Annotated in this window: 16 protein-coding genes; 11 read left to right on the top strand and 5 right to left on the bottom strand. The window is 67.3% G+C overall.

Features of this window, described 5'->3' with window-relative positions; all coding sequences use genetic code 11:
• Positions 1-74 precede the first annotated feature (74 nt).
• Both AB0B61_RS14505 and AB0B61_RS14500 read left to right on the top strand, forming a co-directional pair.
• Entirely contained in the window at positions 75-905 is an 831-nt protein-coding gene (locus AB0B61_RS14505; protein ID WP_358431807.1) for a GNAT family N-acetyltransferase, read from the top strand.
• Positions 902-1,741, top strand: coding sequence for an LLM class flavin-dependent oxidoreductase (locus AB0B61_RS14500; protein ID WP_358431805.1), 840 nt, complete (start codon positions 902-904; stop codon positions 1,739-1,741). Before AB0B61_RS14505 ends, AB0B61_RS14500 begins: the two co-directional genes overlap by 4 nt.
• Positions 1,742-1,784: 43 nt before the next feature.
• On the opposite strand, the gene AB0B61_RS14495 is transcribed toward AB0B61_RS14500, so the two are convergent.
• Positions 1,785-2,657 (bottom strand): hypothetical protein, encoded by an 873-nt coding sequence (locus AB0B61_RS14495; RefSeq protein WP_358431803.1) that lies wholly within the window; start codon positions 2,655-2,657, stop codon positions 1,785-1,787.
• A 114-nt stretch (positions 2,658-2,771) separates the two neighbouring features.
• Between AB0B61_RS14495 and AB0B61_RS14490 the strand changes: the two genes are divergently transcribed.
• From AB0B61_RS14490 to AB0B61_RS14475, 4 genes are all read left to right on the top strand, one after another.
• Positions 2,772-3,524: a hypothetical protein gene (locus AB0B61_RS14490; RefSeq protein ID WP_358431801.1), complete on the top strand. Its 753-nt coding sequence runs from the start codon at positions 2,772-2,774 to the stop codon at positions 3,522-3,524.
• 188 nt (positions 3,525-3,712) lie between these two features.
• Positions 3,713-5,161, top strand: a complete 1,449-nt coding sequence (locus AB0B61_RS14485) for an ATP-binding protein (RefSeq protein WP_358431799.1) — start codon at positions 3,713-3,715, stop codon at positions 5,159-5,161.
• A gap of 581 nt (positions 5,162-5,742) precedes the next feature.
• Complete coding sequence (locus AB0B61_RS14480) at positions 5,743-6,438, top strand: TetR/AcrR family transcriptional regulator (RefSeq protein ID WP_358431797.1); 696 nt, start codon at positions 5,743-5,745, stop codon at positions 6,436-6,438.
• A 9-nt stretch (positions 6,439-6,447) separates the two neighbouring features.
• Positions 6,448-7,599: an NAD(P)/FAD-dependent oxidoreductase gene (locus tag AB0B61_RS14475; protein ID WP_358431795.1), complete on the top strand. Its 1,152-nt coding sequence runs from the start codon at positions 6,448-6,450 to the stop codon at positions 7,597-7,599.
• 181 nt (positions 7,600-7,780) lie between these two features.
• On the opposite strand, the gene AB0B61_RS14470 is transcribed toward AB0B61_RS14475, so the two are convergent.
• Positions 7,781-8,197, bottom strand: a complete 417-nt coding sequence (locus AB0B61_RS14470; protein WP_358431793.1) for a hypothetical protein — start codon at positions 8,195-8,197, stop codon at positions 7,781-7,783.
• A 237-nt stretch (positions 8,198-8,434) separates the two neighbouring features.
• Between AB0B61_RS14470 and AB0B61_RS14465 the strand changes: the two genes are divergently transcribed.
• Complete coding sequence (locus tag AB0B61_RS14465) at positions 8,435-8,890, top strand: hypothetical protein (protein ID WP_358431791.1); 456 nt, start codon at positions 8,435-8,437, stop codon at positions 8,888-8,890.
• 215 nt (positions 8,891-9,105) lie between these two features.
• Here AB0B61_RS14465 and AB0B61_RS14460 read toward each other — a convergent pair whose 3' ends face one another.
• Both AB0B61_RS14460 and AB0B61_RS14455 read right to left on the bottom strand, forming a co-directional pair.
• Positions 9,106-9,336 (bottom strand): VOC family protein, encoded by a 231-nt coding sequence (locus tag AB0B61_RS14460; protein ID WP_358431789.1) that lies wholly within the window; start codon positions 9,334-9,336, stop codon positions 9,106-9,108.
• On the bottom strand, positions 9,333-9,722 hold the full coding sequence (locus tag AB0B61_RS14455; RefSeq protein WP_358431787.1) for a zeta toxin family protein: 390 nt from the start codon (positions 9,720-9,722) through the stop codon (positions 9,333-9,335). The genes AB0B61_RS14460 and AB0B61_RS14455 overlap by 4 nt, the downstream gene beginning before the upstream one ends.
• 159 nt (positions 9,723-9,881) lie before the next feature.
• Here AB0B61_RS14455 and AB0B61_RS14450 point away from each other — a divergent pair, with 159 nt between their 5' ends.
• The 4 genes from AB0B61_RS14450 to AB0B61_RS14435 all read left to right on the top strand — a co-directional run bounded on the left by AB0B61_RS14450 (position 9,882) and on the right by AB0B61_RS14435 (position 12,815).
• Positions 9,882-10,448, top strand: coding sequence for an RNA polymerase sigma factor (locus AB0B61_RS14450; RefSeq protein ID WP_358431785.1), 567 nt, complete (start codon positions 9,882-9,884; stop codon positions 10,446-10,448).
• Positions 10,445-11,404, top strand: a complete 960-nt coding sequence (locus AB0B61_RS14445) for a hypothetical protein (RefSeq protein WP_358431783.1) — start codon at positions 10,445-10,447, stop codon at positions 11,402-11,404. The genes AB0B61_RS14450 and AB0B61_RS14445 overlap by 4 nt, the downstream gene beginning before the upstream one ends.
• A 70-nt stretch (positions 11,405-11,474) precedes the next feature.
• Positions 11,475-11,816 carry a metalloregulator ArsR/SmtB family transcription factor gene (locus tag AB0B61_RS14440; RefSeq protein WP_358431781.1) on the top strand — a complete coding sequence of 114 codons (342 nt, stop codon included), beginning with the start codon at positions 11,475-11,477 and terminating at the stop codon, positions 11,814-11,816.
• A 108-nt stretch (positions 11,817-11,924) separates the two neighbouring features.
• A complete protein-coding gene (locus AB0B61_RS14435) occupies positions 11,925-12,815 on the top strand; it encodes a TIGR03620 family F420-dependent LLM class oxidoreductase (RefSeq protein WP_358431779.1) in 891 nt (296 codons plus the stop codon).
• Here the strand turns inward: AB0B61_RS14435 and AB0B61_RS14430 are convergent.
• The gene (locus tag AB0B61_RS14430; RefSeq protein ID WP_358431777.1) at positions 12,812-13,705 is read right to left on the bottom strand and encodes an MBL fold metallo-hydrolase; all 894 of its coding nucleotides are present in this window, start codon (positions 13,703-13,705) and stop codon (positions 12,812-12,814) included. The two genes, AB0B61_RS14435 and AB0B61_RS14430, sit on opposite strands and share 4 nt — an antisense overlap.
• Between the last annotated feature and the right edge of the window lie 96 nt (positions 13,706-13,801).

Genomic DNA, 13,801 nt, shown 5'->3' with positions numbered 1-13,801 from the left:
AACGATGTTCATGACTTTCGGGTTCAAGACATTCGGCGCGCATCTTCCAGCGGTCTCGTAGGGGGCCGGTCACGTTGTTCGATCAGTTCCCCGAGCCTGCCCGCGGTCAACTGGCCATGGCCTTCGACGAGGGCAAGACGCTGCCGGAATGGTGTTTCACGGAAGGCCCGGCGCGGCTCGCGTTCTGGGCGCCCTACCGCGGCGCGGACCCGGTGATCACCTGGCAGTTCGAGCCCGGCCCCGATCCCGGCCTTGCCGCCGGTCTGCTGCGCCGCGGCCTGTCGGAGATGGGCCTGGACAAGATAATCCACGACATCTCCCTCAAACCCGGCCTCACCCCGGTCGTCGACCGAGCCGTCGAACACCAGGCGCTGCTCGGCGCCGGGTTCGCGATGGAGGTCGAGCGGCTCATGCTCGAGTGGGCGGCCGGGAGTGACGTACCGGTCGATCCGGGCCGGCTGACCTACCGCCCCGCCCGCGGCCTCGACGCCGCCTCCGTGCTCGACCTGCTGGTACGCATCTCGGAGGGGTCACTCGACTACGACACGCAGGTGGAACTGGCCACCGCGGGTGCCGAGCACGAGGCCCAATGGATGTACGACGACCTGGTCAACCGCAAGGGCAAGCCGGACTGGTTCGTCGTCGGCTACCTGGGCGACGACCCGGTGGGGCTGGTGGCGCCGGACGATCATTCCATCGCGTACATCGGCGTGGTTCCGGAGCACCGGGGCCACGGCTACGTCAACGATCTGCTGGCCAAGGGCACCGCGACGCTGGCCGAGACGGGCGTCGAACGTATCGTGGCGGCCACGGACGTGGGCAACAGACCCACGGCCGGCGCGTTCCTGCGCGCGGGCTATTCAGAGGTCGGCCGGCTTTTCCGCTATTACTGGAGGAGATCTTGAAACTTGGTGTCATGTTCGACCGCGCCCTGCCGCCGGAGCAGCTGATCCCCTTCGCCAAGGAGCTGGACGGCACGGCGGTCGACGGCCTGTGGGTGGTGGAGGACCTGGGCTGGACCGGCGCCATCTCCTCGGCCGCCACCGCCCTGGCGACCACGTCCCGCCTGCGCGTGGGCATCGGCATCACCCCCGCTCCCCTGCGCAACCCGATGCTCCTGGCCATGGAGCTGGCCAACCTGGCCCGCCTGCACCCCGGCCGCCTGGCCGCCGGGATCGGCCACGGCGTGCGCGACTGGATGCGCCAGGTGGGCGCCGCGCCCCCGTCACCTCTGGCGCTCCTGGAAGAGACGATCACCTCGGTCCGCGGCCTGCTCCGGGGCGAGACGGTGACCCTGCACGGCCGCTCCGTCCACCTGGACGGCGTCTCCCTGGTCCATCCGCCCGCCGTACCGCCTCCGGTCCTGGCCGGCGTCCTCGGCCCGCGCTCCCTCGCCCTGTCGGGCCGGGTGGCGCAGGGCACGATCCTCCCGGAGGGTTTCAGCCCCGAGCAGTTCTCCGCCCTCGTGGGCCACATCGGCGCCCCGGCCGACCACGAGGTGGTGTCCTTCATCCACCTGTACATCGGCCCCGACGCGCGCGAGGCCACCTGGGACGTCGCGGTGGAACAAGCCGGGTTCCTCAAGGTGCGGCCGGAGGAGGTCGTCATGGCCAGGGGCTCCGCTTCGGAGGCCGCCGACATGGTGCGGCAGATGTGGGCGGCGGGCGCCCAGACGGTGGCGGTACGACCGTTCGGCGCGGATCCGCTGTCACATGTGACGAAACTCTTGGCGGCCTTGTAGCGCCATTGCCGTAAGGATCTTGGGGCCTGGAGGCTTGGGTACGTCAGCTGTTGTCGCCGCCGCTGCCGAACTCCCCCTGCACCCGCCGCACGATCTCCATGCTCCTGGGCAGGTAGGCGGCGTAGAAGTCCTTGCCGCACTCCAGGTCGTCGAGCGCGGCCTTGATCTCCCTGCTCAGGTACTGCCGAGCGGTGCCCACTGGAATACGCGGCTCGTAGTACTGCCCGGCGGGCAGCCCCTTATCGGGAATGTCATCGTTCAGGGCGATCCGCTTCTTCTGGGCCTCGAACTCCTCGCCACCCCGTTGACTCATGTCCACCGGCCTGAGGGAGGCCACCTGGTGTCCCTTGCCCTTGAGGCAGTCGCCCATGGCCGAGGCCAGCCCGACGAGCTTGGGGTCCGCGTTGAGGTCGCGGTCCAGGCGCTGGGCGATCAGCTCGTTCTCCTGCTTGGCCCGGTCCTCGTCGGACGTGACGACCTTGCCGGTGACCCGCTGGAGTCCCTGCGATCTGCACGCGGTCAGCGCCTTGCCGTAGGCGACCCGCTGGGCGGGCGACAGCTGGTTCTTGATGGTGAAGTTGGGGCTGTCCGACTCGCGCCAGAGGGCACGCTTCTCCCGCTGCTCGGGGTGGACGAAGCCGGCGAAGATCCCGAAGCCCTGCTCCGTGCGTTCCTTCTTCATCGCCTCGTAGTCGCCCAGATAGGCCTTGCCGGCATCCTCGGAGATCTTCACCTCCGGGACCCAGGCGACGTACTTGAAACCGCGCTGCTTCATGCAGTCCGCCACGACTGTCTGGATCTGCCGGGGCTGGTCGGTCTTACCGCCGCTCACGACAGCCGGGGCCACCGGCGGGGCGGCGGCGCAGCCCGCGACGAGGCCGAGCCCCACGAGTGCCAGAGTGGATCTCTTGATCATGGCACGGGAGTATACACCGTTAAACGAAGTATACGCAGAAGGCGGCCGAACGGCGGATGCCCAATCAGTCGAATGGCCGATGGCGACGCCCGGCCGCCACGCCACGATCGCTACATGAGGCGAATCACGGCAACACCCAAGGCGCCCCTGGCCGTCTTAGCGCTGGCGGGGCTGACCATCGCACTGACCGGATGCTCAATAGACCTAGACGCCAAAGAGGTACACACCGCCCAGTCCTTCCCCTACAGCGGCCCCCAGCTCACCATCAAGTCCTCGCTCGGCGGCCTCCGCATCATGCCCGGCACCGGCGCGACCGTGCAGGTGGAACGCTGGCTCCGCGGCAAGGCGACCAACGAGGGCAACGCGTCGTGGTCCCTGAGGGACGGCATCCTCCGCCTGAGCGCCAACTGCACGGTGGTCTTCGGCGACTGCGGCGCCCGCTACCACGTCAAGGTGCCGCCCGGTATGCGCCTCGTCGTAGAGGGGGACGACGACGGCATCATCCTCCAGAACCTCACCCAGGACGTGGACGTCTCGAACGGCGGCTCGATCAAGGCGTACGACACCTCCGGCAAGCTCCGCCTCCTGAGCGACGACGCCACCATCTCCGGCGAACGCCTCAAATCCCCCAACGTCCGCGTCCGCTCGAACACCGGCGCCATCGACCTGTCCTTCGCCACACCCCCGACCAACCTGGACCTCCTGTCCAAGGACGGCTGGGTGACGGCGACCGTACCCGACGGGGCCTACCGGGTCACAACGAAGAGCCAGGACGGACGCGAGCGGTCGGAGATCAAGAGCACGGAGAGCGACCGGACCATCGTCGCGAGAAGCGGCACGGGAGACGTACGGATCCTCGCCAAGTAGGGCCCCCTCCGACCGGCGGGGCTGTGCGCGCGCCAGAGGCGTAAATTGATTTACACTTATTTCAGTAAGTCGATCTACGTTGTTCTCCGTAAACTGGTTTACGCTAACCCTCTGGATCACGCCCAGCAAGAGAGTCACACATGCGCAAACCAGCCGCCATCGTGGGCAGGGACCGCCAGTGGCGGACCATGGAACGCTTCCTGCTGGACAGCGGCCCTCGCGACGCGCAGGGCGACTCGTTGCGACTCGGTCTCGTGTCGGGCCGCCGCCGCACGGGCAAAACACAGCTCCTGACGGCCGCCTGCGAGGCAGTAGGCGGTCTCTACATCGCCTGTGTGCAGGACGAAGGCGACCTCGCGGCGCGGCGCCGATTCGCTTCGGCCGTCGCCGGGCACGCCGGGCTGAGCAACGCGATCCAGGCAGCACCCGAATCGTGGGAGCGGCTGCTGAGGGCCGCATTGGAAACCGCGGCACGCGTCGCTCCAGCGGGCCGCCCTCCGCTGGTGGTCATCGACGAGTTTCCGTATGTGATGGCCAACGCGCCTCAACTCCCCTCACTCATCCAGCACCTGTACGACGAATCCCAGCAAGGCCGCGGGCCGGGAGGGCGGCTGATCCTCTGCGGATCGGCTCTGAGCGTCATGCATACGCTCCTCTCGGGGACGAAGCCGCTGCGCGGGCGCGCCATGATGGACATGCGCCTCAATGCCCTGGACTACCGCGAAGCTGCTCAGCTCTGGCAGATCCAGGACCCAGAGGTCGCGTTCAGGGTGCATGCCTGCGTGGGAGGAATTCCCGGCTATCGGCCCTTGATGACCAGCGTTCCGACAACAGCGGATGACTTCGACGGCTGGGTCACCGACAACCTGCTGTCCGTCGGCATCGGCGTGTTCACCCACACCGAGGTCGACTACCTGCTCCGCGAAGATCCGCGCATCACTGCACGTTCGACGTATTGCGACATCCTGAGCGCCGTCGCACAGGGCGCCCGGACTCCGGCGAAAATCGGCGCGGCGATCGGCCGCGACAACAACGCCGTCCGCTACCCGATCAGTGTCCTGGAGTCCGCCGGCTACCTCACCAAAGCACATGACCTGCTCCGCAACGGAAAGCCGACGATCTCGGTCTGTGATCCGATCATCCGCTTCGACCGTCTCATCACGACCCCACGCCTCGGCCAACTCGAACTGGGCCGTGCCGACCCCGTTTGGCGAGAAGCCGCGCCCACCTTCAGATCCAACATTCTCGGCCCCCACTTCGAGGAGCTCGCTCGCGAATGGGCACACCGCTTCGCCCCTGACGAACTCGGTCGGCCCGTCGGATTCGGCCAGGTCGGGTTCGGCAGCGTTCAGGACGACCGGGGACGCGCGAAACACGACATCGATGTGCTCGCCACCGACGGTGACCGCGTCCGCCTGATCGGTGAGGCAAAGGCGACACTCGCTCGTCGTGGACTTTCCGACCTCGAACGCCTCGACGGCATCCGCCAATTGCTGACGCGGGAAGGCTGGGGCACGACCGAGACGGTCATCGCCCTGTTCTCCGCCACCGGATTCACTCCCGACCTCGTTGAGGCAGCGGGCTCTCGCCCCGACACGGTGCTCGTGGATCTGAAGCGGCTGTACGGGCTGAGCTGACCTGATTTCGCGTCGGCCACGATCGGGGCCGCCTCGCGAAATAGGCGTCCGAAGCTTGAACAAAGCGCAGACATCAACCTCGGCCAACTCGAACTGGGCCGTGTCGACCCCGTTTGGCGAGAAGCCGCGCCCACCTTCAGATCCAACATTCTCGGCCCCCACTTCGAGGAGCTCGCTCGCGAATGGGCACACCGCTTCGCCCCTGACGAACTCGGTCGGCCCGTCGGATTCGGCCAGGTCGGGTTCGGCAGCGTTCAGGACGGGCGTCCCACCGAGAATCGTGTGCACGAGTACGGCCAGCCGCGGGTCCGTGATTTCCCATTCCTGTCCCGAACCTCGCCGGCGCTGCCGTCGATCATCCAGCGGGAGCTAGGGCCGGGAGGCAGCGGGCGGGACAGTACGGCGCGATTGGTGCTCTGCGGGTCGGCGATGTCCGTGATGGGCGGTCTGCTTGCGGGGCAGGTCAAATGGGGTGAGGTGATAAGCCACCATCACCTGGAACGCCTGGCCAGGGCTCGACACCGCCTGGATGATGCGTCGAACATGTTCGTTACGAACGCGTTCGTGGTACTGTGCTCTTCATGAGTACGAGCGACAGCGCCCAGCAGCCGTCCCGCAGCCGCCGCGAACGCCCGGCCAAACCCGCGTTGACCAGGCAGGGGATCATCGACGCCGCGCTGACGATCATGCGTGACGAGGGTCTGCACAAGGTGACGATGCGCCGTATCGCCATCGCCCTCGACACCGGGCCCGCCTCGCTCTACGTCTACGTCCGCAACACCGAGGACCTGCACGCCCAGATCCTCGACGCCCTGCTCGGCTCGATCACGGTGCCCGCCCCCGATGCCGGGACCTGGCGCGACCGCCTCAAGGCCCTGCTGAACAGCTACCGCGACGTGCTGTTCCAATATCCGGACATCGCCAGGATGGCGCTCTCCACCCAGCCCAGCGGCCCCAACTACATGGCCCTGGTCGAGGCGGTCCTCGCCCTGCTCGGCGAAGGCGGCGTGACCGGCCGGGCGGCGGCGTGGGGCCTCGATCTCTTGCTGCTGTATCCGACCGCCGCCGCCGTCGAGCACAGCCCGAGATCGGCGGCCCAGGAGGCCGCCGACCTCTCCGCACTGGGCGCGCAGATCGCCGCCGCGGATCCAGCTCACTACCCGAACATCGCCGGACTCGGCGACGAGCTCATCTCGGGCGACGGGGCCAGCCGCTCCGACTGGGCGTTCCACGTCCTGGTCGACGGCATCCTCGCCGCCAACACCCCTCACGCGTAGGAGCCCAGCATGTCAGCACGTTCCATCGCGATCGTCGGCGCCGGCCTCAGCGGCCTGGTCCTGGCCCGCGTCCTGCAGATGCACGGCATCGAGTCCACCGTGTACGAGGGCGAGTCGTCCGCCGATGCCCGCAGCCAGGGCGGCATCCTCGACATGCACGAGGAGTCCGGCCAGTACGCGCTGCGCGAAGCCGGCCTCTACGAACAGTTCCACCGGCTCACCCACCCACAAGGCGAGACCCTGCGCGTCCTGGACAAAGCAGGCACGGTCTTCATTCACCACGAACCCGAGGGCGGCTATGGCGGGCGCCCCGAAATAGACCGGACCGCACTGCGTAACCTGCTCATCGAGTCCCTCGACCCCGGCCGCATCGCCTGGGGCCACCGGGTCACCGCGGCCCACCGGCTCGCCGACGGCCGACACGGGCTGACCTTCGCCAACGGCGGCAGCACCACCGCCGACCTGCTGATCGGCGCGGACGGCACCTGGTCCAAGGTACGCCCCTTGGTCTCGGCAGCCACCCCGCGATACTGCGGAATCTCCTATCTGGAGCTGCAACTCACCGATGTCGCGACCCACCACCCTGAATCGGCCACCGTCGTCGGTCCCGGCATCATGTTCGCCCTGTCCGACGACAAGGCCCTGATGGGACACGGCGGCACCGACATCCACCTGGGGGCCTCACTACGGGTGCCGCAGGACTGGACGACCACCCGCGGCGTCGACTGGTCCGACGCGCCCGCGGCCCGCGAAGCCCTGCTCAAGGAGTTCGCCGACTGGAGCACCGAACTGACCGACCTCATCCGCGACTGTGACGACACGATCGTCCCGCGACTGATCTACGCCCTGCCGACCGGCCACTCCTGGCCCCGGACCCCCGGCGTGACGCTGGTGGGCGACGCCGCGCATGTGATGTCGCCGTACGCCGGCGAGGGCGCCAACCTCGCCCTGCTCGACGGCGCCGAGCTGGCGCTGGCCATCGTCGCCCATGGGGACGACGTGGAGGCCGCGCTGACCCAGTACGAGACGGCCATGTTCCCCCGCGCGACCGCCTCGGCCGAAGGGTCCGCCCGAGGCCTGGACATGTGCTTCGCCCCGGACTCGCCGCGCGCCATGGTCGACTTCTTCGGCAGCGCCGGCGTACCCGTGGAGGAGCACTGAGCCGCTCTCTCCTGGGACCCCTACGCGGCGGCGCGCTGACCGTAGACGCCGCCGCTAGGGGCCCCTCCGATTCGGCGCCGTACGAGCCGTCCTATCCGCCGGTCAACCGGGCACGATCCACCGGGGCGGGCATGGCGGGCGAGACCGCTTGCGATCGTCAGCGGTCCCGCCCAAGGCATCATCAGCCGCAGTGCACACCAGACAAGAGGCGAGATTTATCCTTGACGCCCGCCTCGACAGTGATGCATTTGCCGGGAGCCGAGACGTACACGGGCCCGGCGTACTGCGGATAATTCCCCGCGTCGACGTCGGCCCACCAGCCGGCACCAGCAACCATGATCTTCACCGACTTCCAGGTGGTGGTCCCCGCCGTGGAGCCGTAGCCGTAGGTGAGGGCGCAGTTCTCGTTTGAGCTGGAGTTGTAGTGGACCTCCAGAGTGCCCACCCTCGCACCGGTCTCCGGGATGGCGTAGACGCCGACCCTGCTGTACCCACTGCCGCAAGGACCGGCCGCATCGGCCGGCGTGGCCCCCGCCATCAGCGAGGCAGCGACCATGGCCGTGCTTGCCAGGGCAGCAAGTTTCGTGCGCATCAGCATCCTTCGTCCTTCCGGGTACGCCACTGTTCTCTCGTAAGCCCCATGGGTCTCACCGGCAAGACCATACTACATTCAACGTAGCAAAAACGGAGCTGTTCGCGTTCACGATCGACATGAGCGTGAACGAGCGGCGGTTATGCTTCCGACGTCTCGCATCACTTCTCGTACGCTCGCAGCAAGCCGATTCCGGTACTCCGACGGAGCGGCAACGGACCAGGACGGAGCTTGGAGACCGCTGTGGCGATGCCCAAGAAGGGATCACGGCTCATCACTGTCGGCGGCGCCGCCTTCCGCTGGCGCGTCCGCCACAAGCCCACCTACCGCCAGGGCGACACCTGGTCTCCACTCACCTTCACCGTTGAGCGAGCCGAGCAGCCGGGGAACGTTCTTGTGGTGTCCCTCCCCTGCGCCCGGCCGGACAACTGGCAAGGAGAGCGAACAATCACCATCCGCCCCGTCCTCGTCGCCGGATGCGTCCAGCGAGCCCTCGAACAGGGATGGAACTCCAGCCAACGGGGCGCACCATTCACCCTCACCGTTACCGAGGACGAACTGCCCGGCCTCCTGGGCGAACCGCCGCAATACCTGATCCCCTTCCTCTGGGGCATGATCCCGGAAGGCGGCGGCATCGAAGACCTCCCCCGCTGCACGCAGATCTGGAGCCGAACCGACCAGCAACCTTCTGATCAGTAGGTTCCCGAACGATGTCCAGGACCGTGCAGCGTCGGCCTCGTTATGTTCCGCTCATTCGAGCCGGGGCCGGCCTCCACCCGCCTGGGACTCATCCTCAGCGAAGAAGCCATCGGGTTCCTCCACAAAGCCGGAGCTCACATATGGATCGACGAGTACGGATACGACGAAGACCGGCGTTCGGCTACCAGCACGTCACCACCTGCGTGAAGACGCTTTCAGCTGGACTGCCATAGTTCGACCCGATTGCCGTCAGGTTCGGTGACCCAGCCGAATCGGCCGACACCCTCCAGGTCCTGAGTCTCCTTGTCCACGCCCGCTGCCTTGGCGCGCAGTTGCGCGAGCATCGCATCCAGGTCGCGGACACGGAAGCTGAGCATCGCCTGCTGGGCGTGGGAGCCGAAATACTCGGTCTCGGACTCGATGCCACTTCGGCGACCCCGTTTCAAGCGCGGGGGAACTCGTTAGCCGTACGCAACCGATCGAAGGCCGAGACCACCGGCGGGTCCGCCAGCGCGGCAACGATCAGCTTGGCCACTTCCGCCGGCCCCTGGACGGAGGTATCCACCTCCAGGTCATAGCAGCCATGCGCATGGACCGGCTCATCAAGTGGCGGCAGTCGGCGGAAGAGCACGCCTCCGTGGTCCTGTTGCCACCATTGGCGCGGGTAGCCACCACGCAGTTCGTCCAGCGACAGGTGAAAGAACGGCTCGGCCAGTTCCTGTTGCAGGGCCTTCGCCACGGTCGTCTTCCCGGCGCTCGGGGTTCCATTGAGGAAGACCAGTCGCCCAACTCGTTGAGGGGCGGGACCAAGCCGGTGCAGGTGAGGTTCCATGGCTCACGGTAGGACGGCAGGACGCCGATGATCCACCCGTTTTGTCGATGGCCCTGACAGGCGCAAGTCCCCACCACCGTCTTTTTCCTTATGTCTGGAAATGATGGGCCAGTCGCGTACATAGGCATGGTTGTCCGTCAAGTGAGTTGATAAGGAGACTTGCGATGGGAACCGCCCGTGGATGACGAGCGGCTGGCCAGGTTCGAGGCCGTCTATGACCGCACCTATGGCCAGATCACGGCATACGCCGTTCGCCGCTGTGAGTCGCCGCAGGACGCGGCCGATGTGGTGGCGGAGACCTTCACGGTCGCCTGGCGTCGGGTGGAGGAGTTACCGGAGGGAGAGGAAGCCACGCTCTGGCTGTACGGGGTGGCGCGCAAGGTGCTGGCCAACCACTACCGAGGTGACAATCGCCGGCGGGCGCGCAGCGTCGAGCTCGATGCCGAGATGGCCGATCTCTATGGAGAGTCGCCGGACAGCGGGGTCGAGCTCGCGGCGATCGGTCAGGTCCTCCAGAGCCTGTCCGACGATGACCGGGAGATGCTGTCGCTGGTCGCCTGGGAGGGCTTGGACCGCGAGGAGATCGCGACGGCGCTCGGGCTGTCGCGCAATGCCGTACGCATCAGGCTCCATCGCGCCCGCAAGCGCTTTTCCCGGGCGCTCGCCGAGGCGGATGTCCACTTCACGTCAGAGAGCCGGTTCGTTCCGGCGGAGAGGCCACTGTGAAGAACATCGACGAGATCGACGCGATGAAGCCACTGGCCAGGATCGAGCCCGGTGGGCAGGGGGGCAGCCCGTCCGACGCGGGGGCGCGGGCGCTGCTGGCCGCCATCACATCGGAAGAGCCCGGCGCGCTGCCCGGCAAGCTCAGAAAGCCCCGCAAACTGGCCCTGGGGCTGGGGGCCGTGGTCGCGCTCGCCGCGGGTGTGGTGGTGGGCCCGGTCATGCTGGCGGACGGTTCCGGCGTGCCGGCGTCCTACGCCGTCACCAAGACCGCCGACGGGATGGTGACCATCCAGATCCGTGACTTCCATGATGCCGCGGGCCTGCGGACGCGGCTGCGGGCTCTCGGGGTTCCCGCCATCGTCGATCAGGTTCCGTACGGGCAGATGTGCCGCGAACCGCGCGGCAAGCTCGTCATGGACATTCCCCAAGGTCTGTACAGCCTCCCGGAGAACATTCCCGGCGAAACGGAAGGCTGGCAGATGCGGATCGACACCAAGCTGTTCAGACCCGGCCAGACCTTCGTCTGGACGCTCAGCGCCAATGCGAACGGGGAAAGCAGCGGCACCTCCACCTACCTCATGGAGGGCCCGGTGGCGCCCTGCGAACCCGTGGCCGCTCCCAAGCCGAAGAGGTACAAGCCGGAATTCGTTCCCGCGACTGACAAGGGACGGTCGCTCGAGGGATTCCGCGTGGATGAGAAGACCGTCGGCGAGGTACTGCCGGAGCTGAAGCGGCGCGGCAAGAAGGTCATCTTCCTGATCATTTCCATCCCGCCGGGGAACCCCGGCGGCTACGGCGAGGAGCGTACGCAGACCGAGCCCGTCGGCGACGACTGGATCGTCTGGGAGGCGGAGGAGAACGCCAAGGGCGTGATTCGCCTGCTCGTCACGGCAGAACGCTATGACAAGAACCCCGTGTACGGAGGCCCCCGAGACGCCGTCATCCCGCCCGATTGACGCTGTGGCCGGGCGAGGACCGCGCCCGGCACTTCCTCGTGATTTGACCCTATAATCGGCTCGACGACCTATGACGACACACGCCGAACCCTCACAAGACGCCTCCGCGCAGCTGGTGGACGTGTTCAAGGCGCTCGCCAACCCCGTACGGCTCCAGGTGCTCCAGTGGCTGCGCGACCCCGAGCACCATTTCCCGATGGAGCAGGCGATCGCGGACCCGCACGAGGTCGGCGTGTGCGTGAGCCACATCCAGGCCAAGACCGGGCTCGCGCAGTCGACCGTCTCCGCCTACATGGCATCGTTGCAGCGTGCCGGGCTGGTCCGCGCCACTCGCGTCGGCAAGTGGACGCACTACCGGCGCGACGAGGAGCGCATCGCCCGGCTCGTCGACGTGCTCGGACACTCGCTCTGACGACCCACCAAACGCTCTCTGCGCAGCGACGTTTTGCCTCATATCGACAATATGCGATACTTCGCTGCGTTCCTGATTGTTGATGACCGTCGGATAGCAGGAGGAGACATGGGCGCGATCGATGGAATGGATCTAGGGCGCTTCGGGGTCTGGACGTTCGACTTCGAGGACCAGCCCGCGAGCATGATGCGCGAGTCCATCCAGGAGCTCGAAGAACTCGGCTGGCCGGCGTTCTGGATCCCGGAGCGGGACGGACGTGAGGCGATGACGCACGCCGGATTCCTGCTGTCGTGCACCGAACGCATCAGCGTCATCAACGGCATCGCGCGGATCTGGTCCCGCCAGCCGCGGTGGACCCAGGGCGCGGCGTTGCTCCTGGCCGACGCCTACCCGGATCGCCACCTGCTCGGCCTCGGCTTCGGGGGTGAGCGGCCCGGGACCAAGCCGCTGCAGGCGATGAGCGACTATCTGGATGAGATGGACGCGACGACGAGCGCCAATCCCGCGCCGCGGGCGCCGATGCGACGCCTGCTGGCGGCGTACGGGCCGAAGATGCTCGAGATGGCCCGCGATCGGTCCGAAGGCGCCCATACCTACCACGTGACGGTGCGGCACACGGCGCAGGCGCGGGAGGTGCTGGGCGACGGCCCGTTCCTCGGCGTCGAGCAGGCGGTGCTCCTGGAAAGCGACCCGGACAAGGCGCGGGCGATCGCGCGCGAGCATCTGCACGTGTACTTCACGACGAAGTACAACATCGCCAAGTTCCTTCGCCTGGGCTACACCGAGGCCGACATCGACGGCGGCCGTGGCAGCGACCGTCTCGTCGACGACCTCGTGTACTGGGGCGACCTCGACACGATCGTCGGCAAGCTGCACGGCCACCTGGACGCCGGCGCCGACCACGTCGGCATCCAGGTTCTCGGCATCGAACCCGGCCAATCGGCCATGCCGCAATGGCGGCGACTGGCTGAGGCGCTGCTGCCCAAGCGCGCCGCCTAGGCGGCGCGCTCCGAGCACAGGCAGCCGACCCCCTTCTCGATCCACTCCTGGCCGTCCCACTCCGGATGCCGCGCGATCATCAGGGCGGCCACCTCTTCGGCGATCGTGTCCTCGCTCATAGCCGAGTCACGGCGTACCCAGGTCTCGTCACGCAGCAGCTGAAGATAGTCCTGTACGTCGGCCAGGAGCTGAGGCCCGCCCACATCGCCATGGCCGGGCACCACCACCTGCGGCCTCTCGGCGGCCAGCCGCTCCATCACCGCCAGCCAGCGGATGCCCGACACATCGGTGTCATGCGGCGGGAACCAGGGGAAAATGGCGAACTGCCCGGCCTCCACCAGATCACCGGTGAACATCACCCCCTCGTCCGGGACCGTGATCACCTGATCGCCTTTACTGTGAGCCCGGCCGGTGGCCCGCAACCGCACGACCCGACCGCCCAGATCCAGGTCGTACTCATGGTCGTAGACCACATCGGGAGTCGCCAATCGGACCCCCTCAAGCCGACGCGCGACCGACTCCCCGAGCCCCTTGAACATCTCGATATAGCCAGGCCCCTTCACCTTCAGGTCCTCGGCCTGCGCCTGGTTGATCAGGAACGTCGCCTCCCCCGCGAACACCTGAGCGCCGAACGCGTGCTCAGGATGAAAATGCGTCGTGGTCAGGTACAGCCTGCGCCCGTTAGCGAAGTCGGCCGCGAACTTCAACACGGTTTCGGCGTTCGCCGTGCCCATACCGGTATCGACGACAAGGACCGAATGCGTACCACCGATGAGACCGATGTTCGGCACCAGCGGCACTCGCCGGTTCGGAATCACCACCAGATCGCGGGCGAGCTCCTGTACGTCCGTGACCTGTACAACGGGGTCGGGCAACACAAATTCGGCCATACGGACTCCTCAGAAGCGGCAGATTTCGGTCTCCCCACTCCATCGCGAGACGCTCGGAGGCGTCCAACACCGATTCCGCACGCCCGATGCCGTACG

The sequence above is a fragment of the Nonomuraea sp. NPDC049158 genome (assembly GCF_040648335.1).
Taxonomy (GTDB): Bacteria; Actinomycetota; Actinomycetes; order Streptosporangiales; family Streptosporangiaceae; genus Nonomuraea.
Note: the sequence above shows the minus strand (reverse complement) of the source record. Positions and strands in the feature narration are given on the sequence as shown.